General features: G+C 67.6%; 17 protein-coding genes. 7 read left to right on the top strand and 10 right to left on the bottom strand.

Translation table 11 applies throughout. The annotated features are described in order from the left end of the window. Positions 1-74 precede the first annotated feature (74 nt). The 3 genes from ddpX to WT60_RS35465 all read right to left on the bottom strand — a co-directional run bounded on the left by ddpX (position 75) and on the right by WT60_RS35465 (position 2207). Positions 75-644 carry a D-alanyl-D-alanine dipeptidase gene (gene ddpX / locus WT60_RS27730; protein ID WP_060356613.1) on the bottom strand — a complete coding sequence of 190 codons (570 nt, stop codon included), beginning with the start codon at positions 642-644 and terminating at the stop codon, positions 75-77. A gap of 20 nt (positions 645-664) precedes the next feature. Continuing rightward, positions 665-1555: a MurR/RpiR family transcriptional regulator gene (locus tag WT60_RS27725; protein WP_038746922.1), complete on the bottom strand. Its 891-nt coding sequence runs from the start codon at positions 1553-1555 to the stop codon at positions 665-667. A gap of 226 nt (positions 1556-1781) precedes the next feature. Then, entirely contained in the window at positions 1782-2207 is a 426-nt protein-coding gene (locus WT60_RS35465; protein ID WP_236860942.1) for a hypothetical protein, read from the bottom strand. On the opposite strand from WT60_RS35465, the gene WT60_RS27720 reads away from it, so the two are divergent. Then, complete coding sequence (locus tag WT60_RS27720; RefSeq protein ID WP_236860936.1) at positions 2095-5424, top strand: autotransporter domain-containing protein; 3330 nt, start codon at positions 2095-2097, stop codon at positions 5422-5424. The two genes, WT60_RS35465 and WT60_RS27720, sit on opposite strands and share 113 nt — an antisense overlap. A 157-nt stretch (positions 5425-5581) precedes the next feature. Further along, positions 5582-6196, top strand: coding sequence for a 2OG-Fe(II) oxygenase (locus WT60_RS27715; RefSeq protein ID WP_060356560.1), 615 nt, complete (start codon positions 5582-5584; stop codon positions 6194-6196). Between the two features lie 235 nt (positions 6197-6431). On the opposite strand, the gene WT60_RS27710 is transcribed toward WT60_RS27715, so the two are convergent. After that, positions 6432-8021, bottom strand: coding sequence for an ABC transporter substrate-binding protein (locus tag WT60_RS27710; protein ID WP_038746912.1), 1590 nt, complete (start codon positions 8019-8021; stop codon positions 6432-6434). Positions 8022-8305: 284 nt separating this feature from the next. Here WT60_RS27710 and WT60_RS27700 point away from each other — a divergent pair, with 284 nt between their 5' ends. The 3 genes from WT60_RS27700 (at position 8306) to WT60_RS27690 (ending at position 11944) form a co-directional block, all read left to right on the top strand. Continuing rightward, the gene (locus WT60_RS27700) at positions 8306-9562 is read left to right on the top strand and encodes an oxalate decarboxylase family bicupin (RefSeq protein ID WP_038746910.1); all 1257 of its coding nucleotides are present in this window, start codon (positions 8306-8308) and stop codon (positions 9560-9562) included. A gap of 130 nt (positions 9563-9692) precedes the next feature. Further along, complete coding sequence (locus WT60_RS27695; RefSeq protein ID WP_186448612.1) at positions 9693-11006, top strand: Nramp family divalent metal transporter; 1314 nt, start codon at positions 9693-9695, stop codon at positions 11004-11006. A 290-nt stretch (positions 11007-11296) separates the two neighbouring features. Beyond that, a complete protein-coding gene (locus WT60_RS27690; RefSeq protein ID WP_060356558.1) occupies positions 11297-11944 on the top strand; it encodes a hypothetical protein in 648 nt (215 codons plus the stop codon). 75 nt (positions 11945-12019) lie between these two features. On the opposite strand, the gene WT60_RS27685 is transcribed toward WT60_RS27690, so the two are convergent. After that, the gene (locus WT60_RS27685; RefSeq protein WP_060356557.1) at positions 12020-12928 is read right to left on the bottom strand and encodes a bestrophin family ion channel; all 909 of its coding nucleotides are present in this window, start codon (positions 12926-12928) and stop codon (positions 12020-12022) included. Between the two features lie 12 nt (positions 12929-12940). After that, on the bottom strand, positions 12941-15265 hold the full coding sequence (locus WT60_RS27680; RefSeq protein WP_060356556.1) for an FdhF/YdeP family oxidoreductase: 2325 nt from the start codon (positions 15263-15265) through the stop codon (positions 12941-12943). A gap of 177 nt (positions 15266-15442) precedes the next feature. Between WT60_RS27680 and WT60_RS27675 the strand changes: the two genes are divergently transcribed. Further along, positions 15443-16861 carry a PLP-dependent aminotransferase family protein gene (locus tag WT60_RS27675; protein WP_038746896.1) on the top strand — a complete coding sequence of 473 codons (1419 nt, stop codon included), beginning with the start codon at positions 15443-15445 and terminating at the stop codon, positions 16859-16861. Positions 16862-16914: 53 nt separating this feature from the next. Further along, complete coding sequence (locus WT60_RS27670) at positions 16915-17325, top strand: DNA-binding protein (protein ID WP_082759488.1); 411 nt, start codon at positions 16915-16917, stop codon at positions 17323-17325. Positions 17326-17600: 275 nt separating this feature from the next. Here the strand turns inward: WT60_RS27670 and WT60_RS27665 are convergent, their stop codons facing one another. From WT60_RS27665 to WT60_RS34020, 4 genes are all read right to left on the bottom strand, one after another. Then, positions 17601-18344: a transporter gene (locus WT60_RS27665; RefSeq protein WP_038746891.1), complete on the bottom strand. Its 744-nt coding sequence runs from the start codon at positions 18342-18344 to the stop codon at positions 17601-17603. A 71-nt stretch (positions 18345-18415) separates the two neighbouring features. Further along, positions 18416-21202 carry a magnesium-translocating P-type ATPase gene (mgtA, locus tag WT60_RS27660; RefSeq protein ID WP_060356555.1) on the bottom strand — a complete coding sequence of 929 codons (2787 nt, stop codon included), beginning with the start codon at positions 21200-21202 and terminating at the stop codon, positions 18416-18418. Positions 21203-21969: 767 nt separating this feature from the next. Continuing rightward, positions 21970-23577, bottom strand: coding sequence for a S8 family peptidase (locus tag WT60_RS27655; RefSeq protein WP_081989496.1), 1608 nt, complete (start codon positions 23575-23577; stop codon positions 21970-21972). A gap of 1338 nt (positions 23578-24915) precedes the next feature. Then, on the bottom strand, positions 24916-25272 hold the full coding sequence (locus tag WT60_RS34020; protein ID WP_059669955.1) for a hypothetical protein: 357 nt from the start codon (positions 25270-25272) through the stop codon (positions 24916-24918). Positions 25273-25282 lie beyond the last annotated feature (10 nt).

Raw genomic sequence — 25282 nt, 5'->3', positions numbered from 1 at the left:
GGCCGCGTCGCGCGCCGCATGCGCTTCGCATGTATCGCATGTATCGCATGTATCGCATGTATCGCGGGCGGGCGTCACATCAACCGCCACGGCGCGCTCGCGTCGTCATGGATCAGCGGCAGCGCGCGCGAGCCCGGCAGCTCGTCATGCCACCACTCGCTCGCGATGTGCGTGAAGCCCGCCGCGTGCATCACGCCGAGCAGCAGCAGCCGGTTGCGTTGCACGGGCTCGGGCAGGCCGTCGTGAAAGTGGTTCGACGCGGCGACCATCTCATCGAAGCCCGTGCCCATGTCGAGCGCGGCGCCGTTCGCGTCGATGAGCGTCAGGTCGAGCGCGGCGCCGCGGCTGTGGTTCGAGCCGCGGCCGAGATCGGCGACGAAGTTCGGATCGGGCAGGAAGTCCCACAGCACCTGCTGCGCGCGCGGCGGCCGGTACGCGTCGAAGATTCGCAGCCGCAGGCCGATCTGCGCGGCGACCGCGACCGCGCGGCGCAGCGCGGCTTCGGCCGGCTCGAGCAGCAGGCAGTGCGAGCGCCGGTAGATCGGCTTGCCGGTGAGGTTGCGGCAGGTCGCGTAGACGAGATCGATGTCGACGCCGTGCGTGTCCGGCGTGATCTCGACGAGGCGATGGGCGGAGGTCTTCACGGGCGGCGTCTCCGGCGGCTTCAAGATTCGAATTGATCGAGCGCGCGCTGCAGTTCGCGGTTGCGCGCGACGCGCGCGTCGATTGCATCGCCGAGCCGGTCGACGACCGCGCTGATCAGCAGGTTGAACAGGCACGTGAGCGGCGCGAGCGAATCCCAGAACTGGCCGACGTCGGTTTTCACCTGAAGCAGATCGCACGGCAGCTCGCGCGCCCATGGGCAGTAGACGTCGGTGACGAGCGCGAAGCGCACGCCGCGCGCGGCGGCGGCCTCGCAATAGCGCCGCGCGATCCGCGAATACGCGCGCGTGTCGGTGACGATGCAGTACGGATCGGCGAATTCGGAGTTCAGCGAATCGACGTACGAGCCCGACATGCCGTCCGAATAGAACACGCGCGGGCGCAGGTATTCGAGATAGCTGTGGAAGGCGTTGCTGATCCCGCGCGTCGACTGGATGCCGAGGATGAACACCGCGTCGGCCCGCGCGACGCGATCGGCGACCTGCGCGAACGCCGGCGTGCGCGCGAGCCGGTACGCATGGCGGATCGCGTCGAGCTCGCGCGCGAGCGCGTCGTCGAGCGGGGCGTGCGCGCCGTCCGGCGCCGCGCGCGCGCTTGCCGGCGCGAACGCGCCCGTCACGCGGCGGTATTCGTCGAGGCGGTCGGTGATCATCCACGAGCGCTCGGCCGTGCCGCGCAGCTCGCGCTTCAGGTCGTCGAGGTTGCGATAGCCGACGCTGCGCAGGAAGCGTCCGACCGAGATGCCGCTCGTGCCGGCCTGGCGGGCGATCTGGTCCGCGGTTTCGAGGCCGAGCCGCTCGAAGTTCGCGAGCATGTAGCTCGCGATGCGTTTCGCCGTGGGCGTGAGCTCGGCAAAGCGTGCTTCGACGGTCTGGACGAAGGCGGGGGGCATGAATGCGCTGTTAGTTATCTGTCGAAATCGATAGACATGACATTTATCTAACAAAAACAAAATAACGCGCGCCACATCAAAAAATCTATCGAATCCGTATATTCATAGCGCTCTATTATCGGCGACCCGAATCCGACGCGATGAATCGCCATGCGAAGTATTGCGCAGATGATTTTGTTCGTGTCTCATTTCTATTGCATTACTGAACATTACATTGAAATTAAAATCATCGCCCGTTTAATCGTTTTTCCGTGAAGGAATAAGCGGAGCGGCGATGCCGGTTCGGCGCGGTGAACCATTGGCCATGGGCGCGCGCCGCGCCGGATCGGGCCGCTGCGGCGACAAGGCCGGTCGTCGCATGGCCCGGCATGCGTGCGAAGAGAGCGAGGCGGCGCAATTGCGCCGCCAATAAATAAAAAGGAGAAAACCGATGATCCATATTGGCAGGAAGAATAAATTGAAAATCGAGGAGAAACCGAATGGCCCGGCGTAAAAATTCGAAAACGATGAAGCGCGCCGGGTCGAAGCTGCTGGTCCCGGTGGTCGTCGCGGCCGCCGCGGCCGTTGCCCGCCCAGGTTGGGCGCAGGCCGAGCCATACGAGGACCCGGGCCGGCGCGGCGATCCGGCGAACTGGCGCACGCCGGAATTCACGAAGGAATGGGGGCTCGGCGCGATGCACGCAGAGTACGCGTACGCGGCCGGCTACACCGGCGCGAACGTCTCGATCGGCGTGCTGGACTCCGGCTATTACGCGCAGCATCCGGAGCTGCCCGGCAGCCGGTTCGTTCCCGTGACGGCGGCGGGCGTCTCCGGCGTGCTGAACCCGAGCAACAACAGCCACGGCACGCTCGTGAGCGGCGTCGTCGGCGGGGCGCGCGACGGCGTCGGCATGCACGGCGTCGCGCCGGACGCGACGGTGTACGTCGGCAACACGAACGCGACGGACGGCTTCCGGTTCGGCGTGTCCGATCCGAAGTTCCCCGCGTCGGACGCGAAGTACTTCGCCGACGTCTACGACGCGCTCGCCGCGAAGGGCGTGCGCATCATCAGCAACAGCTGGGGCTCGCAGCCGGTCGACGAGAATTACGGCACGCTCGCGAACGTCACCGACGCATACAAGCTGCACGAGGCGGTGCGCACCGCCACCGGCCAGGGAACGTGGCTCGACGCGGCGGCGAAGGTGTCGCGCGACGGCGTGATCAACAACTTCAGCTCGGGCAACACCGGCTACGGGAACGCGAGCCTGCGCGGCGCGTATGCGTACTTCCATCCGGAGCTCGAAGGGCGCTGGATGACGACGACGGGCTACGACGAGTTGAGCGGCCAGGTCTACAACCAGTGCGGGATAGCGAAATGGTGGTGCGTGATGGCGCCGACGGGCGTGCCGTCGACGACGTACACGGGCGGCGCGGCGGCGCCGACGGGCGCGACCTATGCGAACTTCAACGGCACGTCGGCGGCCGCGCCGCACGCGTCGGCGGCGCTCGCGCTGATCATGGAGCGGTTTCCGTACATGACGGGCGAGCAGGCGCTGTCCGTGCTGTTTTCGACCGCGCAGAACATGGAGCCGGACCCGAGCCGGCCGGACTACACGAACAACGGGCTGTTCTCGACCGTGCATCCGGCGAAGCCGGGCGCGTCGAACGCGCCGAACGGGTTCGGCGGCTGGGGGCTGGTCGACTTGAAGAAGGCGATGAACGGGCCGGGCCAGTTGCTCGGCACGTTCAATGCGGCGCTGCCGTCGGGCGTCGCGGACGTGTGGTCGAACGACATCTCCGACGTCGCGCTCGCCGCGCGCAAGCTGGAGGACGACGCCGAACATCGGGCATGGCTCGACACGCTGAAGACGAAGGGGTGGGAGCGCGGGCTGCCCGCCGGCGCGAGCGATGGCGAGAGGATCGACTACGCGCTCGGGGTCGCGCGCGAGGCGGCGTATCGGGCGCGTGAGTATCAGGGCAGCCTCGTGAAGTCGGGCGGCGGCACGCTGACGCTCGCGGGCGCGAACACCTATCGCGGGCTCACGACCGTCGACGGCGGCGAATTGAGGATCGACGGATCGATCGCGGCGGGCGCCGTCGTCAATCCGGCGGGCCGGCTCACGGTGAACGGCCGCGCGGCCGACATCGCGGTCAACGGCGGCGTCGCGACGATCGCGGGGACGAGCGCGAACCTGTCGGTGGACCGGCAGGGGCAGGCGGCCGTGACGGGCACGACGGCGGACGTGCGCGTCGCGAGCGGCTTTGCGTCGCTCGGCGGCACGAGCGGCAATGTCGCGGTGGGCGCGCTCGGCGTCGCGGCGATCACCGGCCGCACCGCCGACGTGTCGGTCGACGGCGGCCGGGCGTCGCTCGACGGCGCGAGCGGCGACGTGTCGGTCGGCAACGGCGGGATCGTGAACGGCAACGGCACGGTGCGCACGCTCACGGCCGCGGCCAACGGCACTGTCGCGCCCGGCCATTCGGTCGGTGTGCTGACGGTGTCGGGCGACGCGCGCTTCGCGCCGGGCTCGACCTATGCGGTCGAGGTGGCGCCGGGCGGCGCGAGCGACCGGATCGTCGCGGGCGGCCGCGCGCGGATCGACGGCGGCGCGGTGACGCTCGCGCTCGAGAACGCGCCGCCCGCGCTCACGCCGGAGCAGTCGCGCTCGGTGCTCGGGCGTCGCTTCGAGATCCTGAATGCGGCGGGCGGCGTCGAAGGCCGGTTCGACGCGCCGGGCCGCTATCTGTTCGTCGATCCGGTGCTGGCTTATGGGCCGACGAGCGTAAGCCTCACGATCGATCGCAATGCGACGCCGTTCGCGAGCGTCGCGCGCACCGCCAACGAGCGCAGCGTCGCCGCCGCGCTCGAGACGGTGAATCCGGGCAGCGCCGTCTACAACAGCGTGCTGCTCGCGGCGTCGGCGCAAGCGCCGCAGGCGACGTTCGCGCAACTGACGGGCGAGATCTACCCGGCCGCCTATGCGGCGCTCATCAACGAGAGCCGACAGGTGCGCGACGCGGCGCTCGACCGGCTGTGGACGGTGCGGGGCGCGCCGGCTCGCCCGGGTGCGTGGGCGCGCCTGCTCGGCTCGTGGGGCAGCGCGAGCGGCAGCGGCGACGTCAACGGCTATACGAGCTCGACGGGCGGCTTCCTCGCCGGCGCGGACGCGGCGCTGCGCGACGGCGTGCGCGCGGGCGGCTTCGCCGGCTACGGTCACACCGGCGTGAACCTGAGGAATCAGCCGTCGTCCGCGTCGTTCGACAGCTTCCACGTCGGCGCGTATGCGGGCTGGCAGCCGGGCGCATTCGGCGTGCGCGTCGGCGCGGCGCACGCGTGGCACCGAGGCGGCGTCGACCGCGCCGTGCAATACGGCGCGGCGGCCGAGAGCGAGACGACGACGCTCAACGCCGAGTCGACGCAAGTGTTCGGCGAAGCCGGCTACCGATTCGCGCTCGGCGCCGCCGCGACGATCGAGCCTTTCTTCAGCCTCGCGTACGTGCATCTGAAGAATCAGGGGACGACCGAAACCGGCGGCGCGGCGGCGCTGCGCGTTCTGGAAGGCAATCACGACGTGACGTTCTCGACGCTCGGCGTGCGCGGCGAGACGCGCGTCGGCCTGACGCCGCGGCTGCAACTGACGCTGCAAGGCAGTGCCGGATGGCAGCACGCGCTGACGGGCGGCCAGCCGGTCGGCTCGCTCGCGTTTGCGACGGGAAGCAGCGCGTTCTCCGTGTCGGGCGTGCCGGTCGCGAAGGATGCGGCGGTGCTGAACCTCGGCGCGGGGCTCGAGCTCGGCAAGAACGGGCTGCTGCGCATCGGTTACGCCGGGTCGCTCGCGAGCCGTCAATCGGAGCATGCGGTGCAAGGCAGCCTGCACTGGAAGTTCTGACGCGCGCGGCGCGGGGGACGGCCGGCCCGCGTTCCGCGCGTCGTGCATCAGGCATCAGGCATCAGGCATCAGGCATCAGGCATCAGGTGGCGCGTGCGCGGCAGCTTCGGCGGCGCGCGCGTCGCATCGAGCCGTCATCGACATTCACGGAGACACGATGGACATTTCAACTCCGCCGCGCGCGCCGCACGCGTGGCAGGACATCACGATCGTCGACGATCTGCTGCCGCCGCGCGAGCACGTGGAGATCTACCGGTTTCTGTCGACGGGCGAGTGGCGTCACGGCTGGCGCTCGCACGGCGGCGCGGATGCGCAGCCTTTCTGGAACAGGCATTTCGCGGGTGCGACGGACCCCGCGCAGCCGCATGTCGGGCCGGGTGCCGCCGACGAGCTGGCGCGCGCCGCGCCGCCGCTGCACGCGTGCTGGCGGCGGCTCGCGCAGACGCACCTGAAGCAGCACGCGCTGCAGAGCTGCTACGCGAACGGTCTGCCGTACGGCGCCGACGGTTCGGTGCATGCGGATTCGCTCGCCGCGGGCGCGTGCACGGCGGTCTATTACCCGCACGAGCATTGGAACCCCGATTGGGGCGGCGAGACGGTCCTCTTCAACAAGGACCGCAGCGACATCCTGAGCGCCGTGTATCCGAAGCCGAACCGGCTGCTGATCTTTCCGGGCTTCGTCTATCACGTCGCGCGGGGCGTGTCGCGCGCATGTCCGACGATGCGCATCACGCTGATGTTCAAGACGCAGTGGCTGCCGCCGCGCACGTGACGCGCGCGGGTTTCGCGGCGCGGCGGCGAACGCATGCGCCGCCGCGAGCGGGCCGCGGTTTCCCGACAGGACTGACACGCGGGGCGATGCGATGCCGGATGTCGAGACCGGCGACGATCGCGACGTCGTGACGTCGCGACGGAGCGCGGCAACGCGGGCATACCGGCATACCGGCATACCGGCATACCGGCATACCGGCATACGGCCGCACGGGCATGCGCGCGCGCCGACGTCGCTACTTCTTCAGCGTCTGATACGACACGAGATCGTTGATCGGCCCGATCTCCGGCCCGGTGACGCCCGGCCGCGTCGCGACCTGCACGACCTTCTCGAACATGATCACGAACGGCGAATTCGCGAGCACCGCCTTCTGCAGCGCCTGATATTCCTGCGCGCGCTTCGCGGTCGACGGCTCGGCGAGCGCGGCGTCGGTCTTCGCGGTCAGCTCCGGCACGTCCCAGCCGTTGCGCCATGCGAGCAGCTTGTGCGTTGCGTTGTCCGAATTGTCGGGATTCCAGGCGAAGCCGCGCGCGTTGCTGTTCGGGTCCATGTAATCCGGCGACCATTCGCCGATGAAGATGTCGTGCTGGCGCGCGCGGTACTTGCCGATCGCCTGCTTCGCGTCGCCCGGGATCAGCTTCACCTTGATTCCGCCCTGCGCGAAATTCGCCTGCAGCGCCTGCGCGATCTCGACGTACGGGTAATCGTTCGGCATGTCCATCGACACCGCGAAGCCGTTCGGCAGCCCGGCCTTCGCGAGCAGCGCCTTCGCCTTCGCGACGTTCTGCCTGTACGGATTCGCGTTCAGCGCGCCGAGGAAGCCGTCCGGCAGGAAGGTCTGATGCACCTTGTACGTCGTCCTGACGATGCCGCGCTGGATGCCGTCGTAATCGACGAGCCACTTCATCGCCTCCTGCACCTCGGGCTTCGCGAGATTCGGATTCCTCGTGTTCAGGCTCAGATACAGCAGCGCGGACACGGGCCATGACGCAACCTTGATCTTGCCCGCCTTCGACAGCGCGTCGAGGCTGTCGGGGCTCAGGTTGCGCGCGGCGTCGACGTCGCCGTTCTCGAGCAGCAGGCGCTGCGCGGACGCTTCGGGCACGTGCCGCAGCACGATGCGCTTCATCGGATAAGGCGTGCGATAGCCGTCGAAGCGTTGCAGCACGAGGCTCTCGTTCGGCGTCCACTTGACGAGCCGGTACGGGCCCGAGCCCGCGTCCGCGTTCTTCAGCCACGCATTGCCGAAGTCGCCGTTCTTCTCGTGCGCGAGCAGCAGCTTCTTGTCGACGATCGACGCCGGATCGGCGCTCAGCACGTTCAGCACGAAGCTCGGCGCGTACTTGCGCTCGGTCTGGATCGATACGGTCATGTCGTCGATCTTCTTCACCTTCTGCGCGACGTTGTCCTTCGTGAGGCCGAGGTCCGCGAGCACGCCGGCCGGGCCCTTGTCGAGCAGCACCGTGCGCTGCAGCGACCACGCGACGTCGTCGGCCGTCACCGGATTGCCCGAGTGGAACTTCAGGCCGGCGCGCAGCTTGAACGTGTAGGTGGTGCCGTCGGCGCCGACGCTCCACGACTGCGCGATCTTGCCTTCGAACTTCGACGGATCGCGCAGATCGACGCGCACGAGCCGTTCATATGCATTCGCGACGTATTCGGACGGCACGAGCTCGTAGATCTCGCTCGGATCGAGCGTCGTGAACTCGCCGAGCTGCGTCGCGATCACGAAGATGCCGGGCGGGGTGGCGGCGTGCGCGCAGAACGCGGGGGCCAGCGCGACGAGCGCGGCGCTCGCCGCGAGCTTGGACAGCAAGTGCTTCATCGAGACTCCGTCGGTAAGGGTGTCGAGCCCGATTCTCTCATTGTCGGGCGTGTTTCAGAAACCTCGGCGGCCGGGATGCCGCGGAGCGGCAACCGCCGCCGCGCGGCCGTCCGAATATTACAAACTTAAAGGGAATCAGATTAATTCATCGGTTCAGGTTAACAAGTCATTTAATTTTTTTGATTATTTGTATTTAACTTGCATGGCGGGATGTCGATTTAAAGAAAGTCGAATCGATATTCCGTGGCATTCATTTTTTTGTTAAGACGATCGAAGAGGTGAACATGACGAACCTGTCCCGACGCAAGATGCTCGCCAATACGGCCGGCGCGCTCGCCGCAGCCGGCATCGCGGTTTCCGCGAAGGCCGCTTCGTTCGGCAATCCGGACAGCCCGCCCGAGGGCGCGGTGAATGCGCGCAATTCGCAGAGCCTGACCGATCCCGGGCCGAAAAATCCGGCGCTGATGAAGGAATTTCCGTCTATTCAGAATCCGCCGGCCACCGATATCAACGGAATGCCGATTTTCTGGGCGTCATTCAATAATTCGCACAAGCGAATTCAGAACGGCGGCTGGGCGCGCGAAGTCACGCAGGACGATTTCGCGATTTCCGAAACGATCTCCGGCGTCAACATGCGGCTCACGCGCGGCGGCATTCGCGAGATGCACTGGCACCAGCAAGCCGAATGGGCGTTCATGCTCGACGGCCGCTGCCGGATCACCGTGCTCGACGAGGAAGGGCGACCGTCCGTGCAGGACGTGAAGGCGGGCGACCTCTGGTATTTCCCGCCCGGGCTGCCGCATTCGCTGCAGGGGCTCGGCGTAGACGGCGCCGAATTCCTGCTCGCGTTCGACAACGGGCGCGCGTCCGAATTCAACACGCTGCTGGTGACGGACTGGATCGCCCACACGCCGCCCGACGTGCTCGCGCTGAACTTCGGCGTGCCCGCCGGCGCGTTCTCGAACATTCCGCTCGACGACCTGTGGATTTTTCAGGGCGACGATCCGGGGCCGCTTGCCGACGCGCAGCGGGCGTCGGCTTCGTCGCGCGGCGCGCCGAGGCATCCGTTCATCTTCTCGATGGGCGACATGAAGCCGAACGTGCAGACGCGCGGCGGCGAGGTGCGGATCGTCGACAGCGCGAACTTCGACGTGTCGAGGACGATCGCCGCCGCGCTCGTCACGGTGAAGCCGGGCGGCATGCGCGAGTTGCACTGGCATCCGAACGCGGACGAGTGGCAGTACTACATCCGGGGCGAGGCGCGGATGACGGTGTTCGACACGGGCCCGAAGGCGCAGACGGCCGATTTCCGCGCGGGCGACGTCGGCTATGTGAAGAAGAGCCTCGGCCACTACGTGCAGAACACGGGCGCGACCGATCTCGTGTTCCTCGAGATCTTCAAGGCCGACCGCTACGCGGAAGTGTCGTTGTCCGACTGGCTCGCGCACACGCCGCCGAAGCTCGTCGAGGCGCATCTGAACGTCGCGCCCGACGTGATCGCGCGCTTTCCGCGCAACCGGCCGGACGTGGTGCCGGCGTAGGCGCGGCGCCGGCCGCGCCGCGCGGTCGTGGGGCGGGCGGGTCTCGTGGCCCGCCGCGCCGCGCATTCCGAACGCTTCCAAGCGCTTCGGAATGCTTCAGAACGCTTCAGAACTCGAACGGACAAACACCATGCTTTTCTCCACCACGATGAGCAAATCCGCAGGCGAATTCGCGCTGGCCGGCGAGGCGAGCTCGCGCACCGTCCGCGCGGCGCGCGACGCGCTCGAAGGGCGCCGCAAGGGCGTCGCGGCCGCGCTGCCGTTCGTCGGCCCGGCCGTGATCGCGTCGATTGGCTACATGGACCCCGGCAACTTCGCGACGAACATCCAGGCGGGCGCCGCATACGGCTACGAACTGCTGTGGGTCGTGCTGGCCGCGAACGTGATCGCGATGCTGTTCCAGGCGATGTCGGCGAAGCTCGGCATCGTGACGGGCCACAACCTCGCCGAGCTGTGCCGCGAGCAGTTTCCGCAGCCCGTCGTCTGGGGCATGTGGGCGGCGTCGGAAATCGCCGCGATGGCGACCGACCTCGCCGAATTCCTCGGCGGCGCGCTCGCGTTCGGCCTGCTGTTCCATCTGCCGCTCGTCGTCGGCATGGGCGCGACGGCCGTGCTGACCTGCGCGATCCTCACGCTCGAGAAGCGCGGCTTCAGGCCGCTCGAGGCCGCGATCGCGGCGCTGGTCGGCGTGATCGGCGCGAGCTATCTCGGCGAGCTGCTGATCGCGCCGCAGGACTGGCACGCGGCCGCCTACCATCTCGTCACGCCGCAATTGCGGGACGGCGCGGCGCTCACGCTCGCGGTCGGCATCATCGGCGCGACGATCATGCCGCACACGCTCTATCTGCACTCGAGCCTCACGCAGCGGCGCACGACGCCGCGCGACGATCGCGAGCGCCGGCTGCTGCTGCGTTTCTCGAACCGCGAGGTGGCGCTCGCGCTCGGCGCGGCCGGCTTCGTGAACATCGCGATGGTGATGATGGCGTCGTCGGCGTTCCACGAGGCGATGCCGGGCATGGCCGATATCGGCGACGCGTATCACACGCTGATTCCGCTGCTCGGGCCGGCGGCGGGCGCGCTCTTTCTCGTCGCGCTCTTCGCGTCCGGCGTGTCGAGCTCGGTCGTCGGCACGCTCGCGGGGCAGGTCGTGATGCAGGGCTTCCTGCGGCGCCAGGTGCCGATCTGGGTGCGGCGCGTCGTGACGATCGCGCCCGCGTTCGCGATCGTCGCGCTCGGTTGCGACGTCACGCGCGCGATGGTGATGAGCCAGGTCGTGCTGAGCCTCGTGCTGCCGCTGCCGATGGTTGCGCTGCTGCTGCTGTCGAGCCGGCGCGCGGTGCTCGGCGACTACGCGCTGCGCATGCCGATGCGGGTCGCGGCGAGCGTGGCGGCCGCGACGATCGTCGCGCTGAACGTGTATCTGATCTGGGCGGCGTGCCATTGACGCGGCATCGCGTGTCGATCGGGGCAATCGGCGCGGGCGCGATGTCCGATGTCGGCTCCCGATTGCTTCTCGCAGTAGTCCCAATGATCAAAGCATCGTTATCGATGAATTCTTGTTTATCGACTAATCATGGATAAAACGCGTCGTATGCGCGATCGACTCTGATTCTATGGCATCATCGATCGTCGATGTCCGATCGACGCCGAATCGATGAAATCGGCCGAAAAGCGGCCGAAACTGCGGCTTCGGCAATGCATCGATTTCACTCTATTTATTTATAAGATGGCCCAATGACAAAATTCAAAAAGCGGATTCTGCTATGCGCATTATTCGGCGTGCTGAGTTCCGTGGTCGCACAGGCGGCGCCGATCGGCGGTGAAGCGGACGAATACTCGCCCGCGACCGTATGGACGCCCCCGAAGGGAGACGATTTCTCGGGCTGGCGAACCTGCACCGGCAATCAGGCCTGCCTGATCGACTATCTGAAGAAATCGGGCGCGAGCCGGCAGGCGATCGCATTTCTCGAGGCCGACAACGACGGCGGATATCTGAGTTCGTTCAAGGAAATGGGGCGTGTCGATTTGGGCGTGGTCACCTATCCGGGGCGGGCGAACACGAACGAAGCGTACGTGCTGCTGAACGGCGTGCCGCCGCTCGTCACGACCGAGTTGATCGACTCGGTCGATATCAGTCGTGCGCGGGGCTACAGCGCACTCAAGAAGAAGTATCGCGCGCTCGAGATGTGGGGCGCCGGCGCGCGCTTCGTCTCGGCGGCCGATACGCGCGGGCACGGGCAGCGTTTCGTGTTCGCCTACGAGCTCGTGGACGGCTGTCACGCGTGCGGCACCCAGCATGTCGCCCATGTCGCGTTCGATTTCGATCGGGCAGGCCGGTTCAAGGGCACGAAGCTGATCAAGCTGACTCGCGACGCTCGTTGAGCAACGCGCGAGCGTCGCCGTGATCGGCAGGCGCCGATTCGATCGGCACCGCGTCCGGGCGGCGCATCGCCTCCGTCACGTCAGCCGGTGGCTCTCCCCGGCGCGCATTTCGTCCGGCAGCGGCAGGCCGGCCAATTCGAGCAGCGAGCGCTCGATCTGCCGCGTCAGCGCATCGAGCGCGAGATGGTTCGGCCCGTCGCCGAACGGATCGGCGATCTCGCCTGCGATCGCGTCGAGCGCGATCAGCGTATACGACACGAATACCGAGACGAACGGCGTCGCGATGCCGATCGAATCGACGAGCCCGAACGGCAGCATCACGCAGTACGCGTAGACGGTCCGGTGCAGCAGCACGTGATACGGAAACGGGATCGGCGTGGACGCGATTCGCTCGCAGCCCGCGAGTTTCGCGCCGAGCTCGTTGAGTTGCGCGTCGAGCATCCACAGCTGCGTGTCGGTCAGCGCGCCGCGACGATGCCGGTCGGCGAGCCGGCCGCGCAGCGCGTGCAGGATCGCGTTCGGGCGGAACTGCGCGGTGAGCGTCGGCGCGATCCAGTCGGCGGGCAGGCGGCGGCGCAGGTCGTCCGCCGGATCGGTGCCGCGCAACTGATGCTTGAGCGCGTATACGAAGCCCACGGCGGCGCGCGCGAACGCGGCGCCGTCGGCCGTCGCGTCGTAGCCGATCGCCTGCGACGTCAGCGCGCGCGCCGCCGTCAGCACGCCGCCCCACAGCTTGCGCGCCTCCCAGTAGCGGTCGTAGCTCGCGTTGTTGCGGAACGCGGCGAAGATCGCGAGCGCGAGGCCGGCGAGCGTGAACGGCGTCGGATTGAGCGGCACCTTCTCGCCGAGAATGCGCCCGTCCGTCAGCAGCGCGACGACGCTCACGGCGCTCATCAGCGCGAGCTGCGGCAGTATCGATGGGAGCACCGAACCGTTCCAGACGAACAGCATCCGGAACCAGTGCTCGCGCGGCCTGACGATCATGCGGAGCCCGCGTTACGCCGCCCGCGGCGCGTCGGCCGTGCACCGGTGCATCAGCACCGGAATCGACTTCGACGTCGGCGTGTTGCAGACGTCCCCGACGCTGTCGAGCGGCACGAGCGGATTCGTCTCCGGGTAGTACGCGCCGAGACAGCCGCGCGGAATGTCGTACGCGACGAGCAGGAAGCCTTCGACGCGCCGCTCGATGCCGTCGTCCCACACCGTCTCGAGATCGACGCGCTCGCCCGCCTCGAAGCCGAGCATCGCGAGATCGTCGGGGTTCGCGAACACCACGCGCCGCTGCCCGAACACGCCGCGATAGCGGTCGTCGAGCGCGTAGATCGTCGTGTTGTACTGATCGTGCGAGCGCGTCGTCATCAGCGTCATCAGCCGCTTGCCGTGGCGCGCGCGGGCGCGCTGGATCGGCGTGTCGGCGGGCAGCGCGTGGGCGATGAAGTTCGCGCGGCCGCTCGGCGTGAGCCATTCGCGCTCGCGCGACGCGATCCGCAGATGGAAGCCGCCTGGCCGCGCGATCCGCGCGTTGTAGCCGTCGAAGCCTTCGATGCTCGCCTCGATCGCGTCGCGGATCTTCGCGTAGTCGTTCATGTAGCCGAGCCAGTCGATCTTGTCGCCGCCGAAGAGCGCGTGCCCGAGCCGCGCGACGATCGCGATCTCCGACAGCAGGTTCGGCGACGCCGGTTGATTCATCCCGTACGACACGTGGACCATGGACATCGAATCCTCGACGCTCACGCCCTGCGCGACGCCGTTCTGCCGATCGATCTCGGTGCGGCCGAGCGTCGGCAGGATCAGCGCTTCGCGGCCGTGCACGAGGTGACTGCGGTTGAGTTTCGTCGTGACGTGGACGGTCAGGCCGCAATTGCGCAGGCCTTGCCAGGTGCGCGGCGTGTCGGGCGTGGCCATCGCGAAATTGCCGCCGAGGCCGATGAACACGTTGACGCGGCCGTCGAGCATCGCCTCGATCGTCTCGACGACGTCGTAGCCGTGGCCGCGCGGCGGCGCGAAATCGAACGTGCGGCCGAGCCGGTCGAGAAACGCGTCGGACGGCTTCTCCTCGATGCCGACCGTGCGGTTGCCCTGCACGTTCGAGTGCCCGCGCACGGGGCAAAGGCCCGCGCCCGGACGGCCGATGTTGCCGCGCATCAGCATCAGGTTCGACAGCATGTGCACGGTCGCGACCGAGTGCTTGTGCTGCGTGATGCCCATGCCCCACGTCGCGATCACGCGCTCGCCGCGCACGTAGATTTGCGCGAGCGCGTCGATCTGCTCGCGCGGCACGCCGCTTTGCGCGACGAGCGCGGCCCAGTTTTCCGCGCGCAGATCGGCCGCGAACGCGTCGAAGCCCGCCGTGTGCGCGGCGATGAACGCGACGTCGAGCACGCGCGTGTCGCCGTGCTCGCGGGCCGCGTCGTCGAGCTCGAGCACGCGCTTGGCGACGCCCTTGAGCAGCGCGAAGTCGCCGCCGACCTGCGGCTGCACGAACGTCGACGCGATCGGCGTGCTCGACAGCGTCAGCATCTCGGCCGGATGCTGCGGGCTCGCGAAGCGCTCGAGCCCGCGCTCCTTCAGCGGGTTGACCGATACGATCGTCGCGCCGCGCTTCGCGCACGCGCGCAGCTCGCCCATCATCCGAGGGTGGTTCGTCGCCGGATTCTGGCCGAAGATCAGCAGCGTGTCGGCCAGCTCGAAATCGTCGAGCGTGACGGTGCCCTTGCCGACGCCGACCGTGGCCGGCAGCCCGCGGCTCGTCGCCTCGTGGCACATGTTCGAGCAGTCGGGGAAGTTGTTCGTGCCGTAGTAGCGCACGAGCAGCTGGTACAGGAACGCGGCCTCGTTGCTCGCGCGTCCCGACGTGTAGAACGCCGCGCGGTTCGGATCGTCGAGCGCGCGCAGGCGTTTCGCGATCAGCTCGAACGCGGCGTCCCATGCGATCGGCACGTAGCGGTCGCTGGCGGCGTCGTAGACCATCGGATCGGTGAGGCGGCCGTGCTGCTCGAGTTCGTAATCGGATTGATCGAGGAGCGACGTGACCGTGTGCTCGGCGAAGAACGCGGGCGTCACGCGCTTCGCGGTCGCCTCCGCGGCCACCGCCTTCACGCCGTTCTCGCAGAACTCGAACGTCGACGCATGCTCGCGGTCGGGCCATGCGCAGCCGGGGCAGTCGAAGCCGTCCGGCTGGTTCTGACGCAGCAGCGCGCGGTAGTTGCCGCCCGGCACCTTTTCCTTGAACAGGTTGATCGCGACGTACTTGAGCGCGCCCCAGCCGCCCGCCGGGTGGGCGTACGGCGCGATGCGCGCGTCTGGTTCCTTGATTTTCATGTCTTCGAGAGTCCGAGCGCCGGTTGGGGACGGCGACGGAACGAAGCGTACGCGCACGGCGGCGCGGCCCGGGAGCACACCTCCCCGGAAAGAAAAAGAATACAGTTCGCAATTCTGGTGCGTTGCGTCAATAAACTGTACTCTTTCATATCGACAAATGAATGAACGGGGCGAGCGGTGAAGCGCTACGAACAACTGGCGGACGACATCGACGCGATGATCCGGCGCGGCGTCTACCGGCCGGGCGAGCGGATTGCGTCGGTGCGGCAGGCGAGCCGCCAGCACCGGCTGAGCGTCACGACCGTCGTGCGCGCGTATCTGGTGCTCGAGAGCCGCGGCGCGATCGAAAGCCGGCCGCAGTCCGGCTACTTCGTGCGTGCGCGGCAGGAGGCGCCGGAGCTGGAGCTGCATGCGTCGGCGCCCGTCGCGGTGCCGTCGGCCGTCGACGTGAGCCGGCTCGTGCTGTCGACGTTGCGCTCGATCGCGCGCGACGACGCGGTGCCGCTCGGCTCGCCGTACCCGGACGCGACGCCGTTTCCCGCGCAGCGCATCGCGCGGCACGCGCACGCGATCGCGCGGCGGCGTACGCGCTGGGGCGTGATCGACGATTTGCCGCCCGGCAATCCGGAGCTGATCCGGCAGATCGCGCGCCGCTACCTGGAAGGCGGCGTCGCGGTCGATCCGGACGAGATCGTCGTGACGATCGGCGCGACCGAGGCGATCAATCTGTGCCTGCAGGCGGTCGCGAAGCCGGGCGACACGATCGCGGTCGAATCGCCGACGTTCTACGCGATGCTGCACGCGATCGAGCGGCTCGGGATGCGCGCGATCGAGGTCGCGACGCATCCGGGCGAGGGCATCGACCTCGACGCGCTCGCGCGGATTCTCGCGCGCGAGCGCGTCGCCGCGTGCATGGTGATGCCGAATTTCCAGAATCCGCTCGGCTTCCTGATGCCGGACGAGCGCAAGCGCGCGCTCGTCGAGCTGCTCGCGCGGCACGACGTGCCGGCGATCGAGAACGATGTCTATCACGAGCTGTATTACGGCGCCGCGCGGCCGAGCACGCTGAAGGCGTTCGATTCGCGCGGGCTCGTGCTGCATTGCGCGTCGTTCTCGAAGAGCCTGTCGCCTGCGTACCGGATCGGCTGGGCGATGCCGGGGCGCTACCGCGATCGCGTCGAGAAGCTCAAGTTCCTGAACACGCTCGCGACGCCCGCGATCGACCAGCTCGCGATCGCCGAATATCTGAAGCACGATGGCTACGACCATCATCTGCGGCGGATTCGCAAGCTCTATGCGCAGCAGGCGAGCATGATGGCGGCGATGGTGCGGCGCTTCTTTCCGGACGGCACGCGGCTGTCGCAGCCGCGCGGCGGCTACGTGCTGTGGGTCGAGCTGCCGCACGACGTCGATGCGATGGAGCTGTACCGGCTCGCGCTCGCGCAGAAGATCACGCTCGGGCCGGGGCACATGTTCTCGACGACGCTCGCGTACCGGCATTGCATCCGGTTGAACTACAGCTATCCGTGGTCGCCGCAGATCGAGGCGGCCGTGAAGACGCTCGGCAGGCTGGCCGCGGTGTGTGCGAAGCGATGACGGCCGAGGCGGCGATGACGGATGCGATGGGCGACGAACGCGACGTGCGCGACGTGCGCGACGAACGCGGTGAACTCGTTGAATGCGTTGAATGCGTTGAATGCGTTGAATGCGGTGAATACGGCGAGAGCGGTAAGCGGGGCGAACGTCCGGCAGGCGATGAACGCTCGACGTCGCCGAACGGCGACGACGGCCTTGATCCGGCGATCGTCGCGGTGCTGCTGCAATTGCGCGAAGCGGCCGACGACGCGCGCGGCGCGCCGTGGTCGCTCGCGAAGCTCGGCAAGCGCGCACGCGTGCCGATGAGCGTGCTGCGACGCACGTTGACGCAGCTCGATGCGTCAGGCCTCACCGAGACGACAATGCGCGACGACGGCACGGGGCGCGCGGCGCTGACCGCGCAGGGGCGCGAGTTGTGCGATGCGCTTTTCGGCGGCGGCACGGCGGCGCGCGGCGACGGCTGACGCGGCCGTGGGTGGCTCGCATGAGCGCAGGAGGGCGCGCGGCCGTCACGAAGCGCCGACGCACGCGCGATGCGGTTCGCGCGATGAAACGAGACCGGCGAAGCGGGGCCGGCGATATAAGGCCAGTGATACAAGGCCGGCGATACAAGGCCAGTGATACAAGGCCAGTGATACAAGGCCAGTGATACAAGGCCAGTGATACAAGCCCGGCGATACAAAAGAGAGCGGGGCGGCCGACAGCCCGCCCCGCCGTCACGCTGCCGCGGCTACGCGGCTCACCACCGCACGGTGATCCCCGCCATCAACGAATGATCGTAGATCTGATCGTTGAGCCCGCGCCGATAGCCGACGTCGAGATCGAGCCAGTCGCGCGGCGTGTAGATCGCGCCCGCGATCACGTACGCCGGATTCGCGCTGGCGCCGCGTTCGGAATTGCGCGAGATGCCGATGTCGATGCCGAGCCGCAGCTTGTCCGTCGCGCGATAGATGATCGCGCCGGACGCCTGCCAGATCGACGTGAGGTTGTCCTGCCGATTCGACTGGTACATGAGGCCCGCGTTGGCGAGCAACTGCACGCGCGCGATGTCGTACTGCGCGAGCAGCGTCGCGCCGGCGTTGACGCGGCCGTTGCCGAGTCCGCGCGCGTCGTGGCCGGCCGGCATCGTGAAGCGAGGTTTCACCGCGATGCTGAACGGCCCATGTTCGAGCACGCGCCACTTCGCGCCGATCTCGACGTCGCCGAAGCCGGAGCCCTGCTCGTCGGAGCGCGTCTGCACGTGCGTGTACGGCGCCTGCACGTACAGGTCGACGCGCTCGCCGAAGCCGCGCGTGAGCGTCGTGTTCCATAGCTGCTGGCGGCCGATGTCGGGCTGCTTCGACGTGCGCTCGACGTTCAGTTCGTACTGCCAGTTGCCGTCGCCCTGCGTGTTCGTGTCGTCGGACGTGAACGGGTGGTCGGCGTGCGCGCCGGCGGGCGTGAAGAGGGCGCCCGCGGCCGCGAGCGGAAGCATTCTTTTCATATCGTCACCTTCGATGAAACGAGCGGCCGGCGCGCGCGGCGCGCGGCCGGATGCAGCGTGGAGGCGTCGCGTCAGAACCACTGCTTGTAGCGACGGACGTAGAGCGTCTTCACGATCTGCGCGAGCGCGATGTAACCGGCCATCGTCGCGACGAGCCACAGCCAGTAGTCGCCGGGCAGGCGGATGAAGCCAAGCGCTTGCCCGAACGACGAGAACGGCAGCCAGCAGCCGATCGCGATCGCGGTCGTCGTCGACAGCAGCACGGGCAGCGATGCGGTGCTCTGCAGGAAAGGAATCTTCTGCGTGCGCAGCAGATGGACGACGAGCGTTTGCGACACGAGGCTCTCGACGAACCAGCCGGAGTTCATCACGAGCTGGCCGGCGGCGCCGCCTTGCGCGTGGTAGAGCGCGCCCGCGCCGAACACGGTCCACATCAGCACGTACGTCGTGATGTCGAACACGGAGGACGTCGGTCCGACCCACAGCATGAAGCGGCCGATGTTCTTCGCTTCCCACTTGCGCGGCTTCTTCAGGAACTCGGGGTCCATCTTGTCCCACGGCAGCAGCATCTGCGACGTGTCGTAGATGAGGTTCAGCACGAGCATCTGCACGGCGAGCATCGGCTCCCACGGCAGGAACGCGCTCGCGACGAGCACCGAGAACACGTTGCCGAAGTTCGAGCTCGCGGTCATGTTCAGGTACTTGAGGATGTTGCCGAACGTCTCGCGGCCCTTGATCACGCCTTCCTCGAGCACCATCAGGCTCTTCTCGAGCAGGATGATGTCGGCGGTTTCCTTCGCGATGTCCGCGCCGCTGTCAACCGAGATGCCGACGTCGGCGTCGCGCAGCGCGGGCGCGTCGTTGATCCCGTCGCCGAGGAAGCCGACCGTGTGGCCGTTCGCCTGCAGCGCCTTCACGATGCGCGCCTTCTGCAGCGGCGTGAGCTTCGCGAACACTGTCGTGCGCTCGACCGCCTTTTCGAGCGCCGCGTCGTCGAGCGCCTCGATTTCGGCGCCGACGAGCGGCTTGCCGGGCTCGAGGCCGACTTGCCGGCACACGTTCAGCGTGACGGTCGGGTTGTCGCCCGTCAGCACCTTCACGGCGACGCCGTTCTCGCGCAGCGCGGCGAGCGCAGGCGCCGCCGATTCCTTCGGCGGATCGAGGAAGGTCAGGAAGCCGCGCACGACGAGGTCGCGCTCGTCGGCCGTCCGGTATTGCTCGCGTTCGTCGCCGCGCGCAATCGCGCGGGTCGCGACGATCAGCACGCGGAACCCGTCTTCGTTGTACGCGCTCGCCTGCGCGAGCAGCCGCTTGCGTTCGACGAAATCGAGCGGGCGCACGCCTTGGTCGTCCTGAACATGCGTCGACACCGCGAGCATTTCCTCGACCGCGCCCTTGCAGACGAGCAGGTGCGTGCCGCGCGGATCTTCGACGACGACGGACAGGCGCCGCCGCACGAAATCGAACGGCAGCTCGTCGATCTTGCGATAGCCCTGCGGCTTGATCCAGTCGCCGAGCTGGTTCGCGCGATTGACGATCGCGATGTCGATCAGGTTCTTCTGGCCGCTCTGATGGAAGCTGTTCAGCCAGCCGAGACGCAGCACGTCCTCGTTCTTGCGGCCGGATGCGTCGAGGTGATGCTCGAGGATGATCTTGTCCTGCGTGAGCGTGCCCGTCTTGTCCGTGCAGAGCACGTCCATCGCGCCGAAGTTCTGGACGGAGTTCAGCCGCTTGACGACGACCTTGCGCCGCGCCATCGCGACCGCGCCGCGCGCGAGGTTCGCGCTCACGATCATCGGCAGCATCTCGGGCGTCAAGCCCACCGCGACGGCGAGCGCGAACGTGAGCGCGCTCAGCCAGTCGCCTTTCGTGAAGCCGTTGATCATGAAGACGACAGGCACCATCACGAGCATGAAGCGGATCAGCAGCCAGCTGACGCTGGATACGCCGCGATCGAAGCTCGTCTCGATCCGCTTGTGGCTGACGACGTTCTTCGCGAGCGCGCCGAAATACGTATCGGCGCCCGTCGCGACGACGACCGCGGTCGCGGTGCCGCTCACGACGTTGGTGCCCATGAAGCACACGTTCGCGAGATCGAGCAGCGAGCCGTCGTGTGCGGCGTGCTCGGCGCGGGACGCGCCGCCGCCGGGGCCGCTCGCCGGTTCGGCGGATTTCTGCGCGACGGCGCCGAGGGTGTCGTATTTCTCGACGGGCAGCGATTCGCCCGTCAGCACGGCCTGGCTGATGAAGAGGTCGCGAGACGAGATGAGCCGCACGTCGGCGGGGATCATGTCGCCGGCGGAAAGATGCACGATGTCGCCGACGACGACGTCGCGCATCGGCACGTCGTGCTTGATCGGCCCATTCGCATCGTCGGTGCGGCGCTGCACGGTCGCGGTGGTGCGGACCATCGCCTTCAGTTTTTCGGCCGCGCGCAGCGAGCGGAATTCCTGCACGAAGCGCAGCAGCACGCTGATCGTGATCATCGACAGCAGGATCGTGATCTTGACGTAGTCGCGATCGTCCGGCTCGGCGAAGTAGACGTCGGTGAGGAAGCTGATCGCGGCGAGCACGAGCAGCACGTAGACGAACGGATTGTTGAACGAGCTCAACAGCTGCCGGGTCCAGTGCGGCGGCTTGTCGTGTGCGATTTCGTTCGGGCCGTCGCACAGCAGGCGGTCCTTCGCATCGGCGGTCGTGAGGCCGCGCTCGCTCGTGCGCAGATTGGCGAGCGTGTCGGCGAGCGGTCGAGCGGATTCGTATTCGATGCGCATCGGGCGGCGATCGTCGCCGTCGCCTCGCGCGCCGTAATGGAGGAATCCGCGTTGCTTGTTTTTTGAAGGAGTGCGTTGTGTCATCGGTCGCTCCGTGTGCCGCGCGCGGCGGGCGGGGAGCGCCGGCGTCATCGAGGGCCGAGCGTCTCCCGCCGCCTCGCGTCGCGCGCGTTCGGCTGAGTGAGTGGGAAATCGGGATCGCTCGCCGGCGCAGCCGACGCGACGCGCGCGTCGCGCGGCATGACGCCGGCGAGCGGTAATCGGCTACTGTCGTCTGCTTCCATCTGGACTCCTGTCGATCGTGGGCCGGACGCGAGGCGGCGTCCGGGAGGAGGACTGCGCACGGCGGGCGCATGCGAAATCGGCGCGCACACGCACGCGGGGGCGGCGCGCGAGCGCATGCGCCCGCGTGCACGGCGCAGGCCGTACATCGTGCGAACGAGCGTGCACGACGCGCGCATGGCGGCGCATGCGTCGTTCGTTCGGAAAATTCGTGGCGGGAAGATCGGGCCGAGACGGCCGGAAAGACGCCGCATCCTGCTGGCCGGGATGCGGCAGAAGCGTTGGGGGCTCTGCGCGAATGCCTCAGTCAGCAGTCAAGCCGGTGCAGGACCGACTACAACTCGCATCGGTGTTCACGGAACACTCCAAGTATCAAGACGGGGGCGATGGTAAAGGGTCGGCGTACGAAGCGTCAAGCTTTTTACAGCGCGCTTACGCGACTTGCGCGCATATTCGCGGGCGGTGCGATGTGCGATTCGTGCCGGGCGACGGCGGCCATGCGTGGCCGCAAGCGCGAGCGGCCGCCCGTTCGGGCGGCCGCCGCATGCGCGCGTGAGTGCGGCGCTCGCCTATTTCGTTGCGGACGCAACCACTACGCCCGCATCGGCGATGCCCGCGCCCGGCGCGCGCGCGAGGCAGGATGTCGTCGATGGCGACGGCCGTGCGGTGCCTGCGAGCTTCTGGGCGATCTGGGCGGGCGTCAGGTTCGGATTCGCCGACAGCATCAGCGATGCGATGCCTGCGATCTGCGGCGCGGCGAGGCTCGTGCCGCTGTGCGTGCCGTACGCGTCGGTGGTCGGCACCGTCGTGCCCGCATTGGTCGTCGACAGGATGTTCGAGCCCGGCGCGCTCAGCGTGATGTCCGTGCCGAAGTTGCTGTACCACGCGCGCTGGCCCGTGCTGTCGGTCGCGCCGACCGCGATCACGCCCTGGCAGTTCGCCGGGCGATCGAGCGTCGTCGCTTGGCCGTCGTTGCCGGCCGAGACGACGACGCTCACGCCTTTCGCGATCACGTCGTTGATCGCTTGCTGGAACGTGTCGCCGCACGTGCCGGTGCCGCCGAGGCTCAGGTTGATCACCTTCGCGGGCGTCAGGTTCGTCGGCGCGCCGGCGACGGGCAGGCCCGCCGCCCAGCGCATCGCGTCGGCGATGTCGCTCGTCGCGCCGCCGCACTTGCCGAGCACGCGCACGGGCAGGATCTTGCCGTACCAGTTGACGCCCGCGATGCCGATGCCGTTGTTCGCGGCGGCGCCGATGATGCCGGCGACCTGCGTGCCGTGCCAACTGCTGTTCGACGGCCCGCTCGCGCATTGATAGAACGGGCTCGACGGATCGGTCAGCTCCTGCTGCGTGACCCAGTCGCCCGGATCGGTCGCGTCCGGGCCGCGGCCGTGGCCGTTGTTGCCGGTGTTGATGTCGGTGATGAAGTCATAGCCGGGCAGCAGGTTCGCGATGAGGTCCGGATGCGGGCGATAGCCGGTGTCGAGCACCGCGGTGACGATGCCCGGCGAGCCGGTCGTCACGTTCCATGCGTTCGGCAGATCGATGCCGGCCGTCGGATCGAAGTAGTTCCATTGCTGCGCGTAGTCCGGATCGTTCGCCACCGTGCGGGCGAACACACGCCGGTCGGGTTCCGCGTACGCAACGTCGGGGTCGGCCGCGAACGTTTGCGCGAGTGCGCTGGCCGTATCCGCGTTCATCTTTTGTCCGAGTGCGAGCAGCGTGGCGCCGCCCGACATCGTCCGCTCGACCTGCACGGCGCTCGTCGGCGCGACGTTTTGCGCATAGGCGCGAGCGGCGCCGCTCTTCGTGTTCCATTGCGACATCACGCGCTGGATCACCGCATCCAGTCGCGTCGCGCCGTTCGTCGCGGCCATGATGCGCGCGCCCGATCCCGCCGTCGCCGCCGCGTCCTGCAGCTTGACGATCAGGTGGTCGACGGGCGCGTCCTGCGAAACGGCGCTGGAGGCGAGCTGCGCGCTTGCGGCTGTCGATGCGGCTTGCGTGACGGGGCAAGCGGCTGTCGATGTCGACGAAGTCGCGGATTGCGACGAACCCGATGAGGGGGCAGGTGTCGGCGCCGGAGCAGGCGTCGGCTGTGCGGCTGCCGAAGGGGTGCTGCTTCCGCCTCCGCCGCCTCCGCCGCCGCAACCGGCGAGCGGAACGAGGAAGGACATGGAGAGAATGCCGGCCACTGCGCGGGCCTGGCCAAACCGCGTCTTGTCAGGATTGCTACGTTTGTTGTACATGGTGCCTCTCCACCCGTGGGTTCGAAACCGCATGCGCGGTCAACGCGGTCAAGGCCATGGCGCGGGAGGTCGCTGAGCATCCTCGTCCTCGTTGCATCCCGTACGTCGCCAGGTCTTGTCCTGAATCCGTCGGGCTCGTGCGCGCCCGATCGGAGTTACTGGTGTGAGTAACGGCTGCGTTTAACAATTCTTGATAGTCTTTCGGAAAATATAGTCGCTTGCCGCACAAAATCACGAGCATTTTTGGTGTACGAAGCGGCCTGGTTCGAGATTATTTTTTGAGATAAGCGGGGGAAACGGAGAACGACCGTATAAAACGGCCAATCGGATGCGCGCTCGGCGCATATTCGGCATGCGGGCGCGTCATCGAGCGGAAAGGCGAGGCCGCCGCGCGTCGGGGTTCGAAGTTTTTGATCGCATTACGATCGCATTTCTTCCGGCTTTTCCCCGCGAAAAGCATGTGCGTTCGTTTCAAACGGATTGCCGCCGCATGCGCGTGCCGGCTCGGCCGCGGGCGCATTCGGTGGATGCGCGCGAACTTGCGGGAGCGCGCGGGAATATCGACGGGGCGGGCGTTGCGCGACTCGGCGCTCGCGAAGCGCCGATGCCGTTTCTGATTCCGACGAACCGTGGAGGGGCGTCGGCTATTCGCGCGACGTCGCGACGAAGATAGCAGGCGAATTCGAGCGGCCGATGAAACGCACCGGGCTCGTCGTCAACGCAATTTCGTTCTCGTCGCGGAACCGCATTTCGCTCGTGCGGAACCACACGAGCGACCGTTGGAGCCGCAGCAATGACGAATACGCATGAGCGGCAGAAGCGGGCGGCGCGGCCGAGCGAAATGTTTCCTCCCGGCGGGCATTCGCTTTCGCACGCGCAGGGATTCGGGCATCGAGGATTTCAGCGGTCTCGCGGCAAGACCTTCGCGACGGCGGCGGGCACGTGCGGCGCGCGTGCGTTGCGCAAGTCGAGCGAAGGCAAACGTATGAGTATGACGATCGTCGGCGTGCGGGGGCGCGCCGAACCGTCCAGGAGCGGGGCGATCGAGCGCGAGCGTTCGCGATGGCCGGGCGCCGTCGTGCGGCGCGTTCGTGAATGAAAAGCGTTTCTTCGGCGTATGGATGGCCGCACGTGCGCCGCGTATCCACGATAACGATGCGGGCACGATATGTCGGAACGTTTCCGCGTGCAAAACGTTCCTCGATTCGGCAATCACGCGGCGGCGGGCATAGGGGGAGCGGAAAAGCGCCGTGGCAAACACCTCATTCAGACGATTCCGCCAAGCTGGCCGAATTCGTGAACTGAACCATTCGTTGTCGGCGCTGAAATGCGCGCGCTCTTCAGGAGTCCGGGCAATCGTACGAATGACTGGCATCGGCGCGCGCGGAGGCGGTCGGTGCGATGCGCCGGCGCGTCGAACCGACCGCGCGGCCGATCGAGCGTCAACGGAACAGCCGCGCCGCGCCGCGGCGCGGCTTCCGCCATCGATTCCGGCAGCCTCCGAACGCCGTTTGCGCCGCGCCGTTCGTTCAAGTCATCGGCGCGCGCCTCCGTGATCGCGCCACGCCTTATTGCTGCGTACTCCAGATAGTCCGCACGCCGCAACGCCGCATTGAGAAACAATTTTTTGCGA

Origin of the sequence: Burkholderia sp. MSMB617WGS, from assembly GCF_001532025.2 — a bacterium.
In the GTDB taxonomy this organism is placed as follows: domain Bacteria; phylum Pseudomonadota; class Gammaproteobacteria; order Burkholderiales; family Burkholderiaceae; genus Burkholderia; species Burkholderia savannae.
The sequence above is the reverse complement of the archived record's forward strand: the minus strand, read 5'-3'. Positions and strand labels throughout refer to the sequence as shown.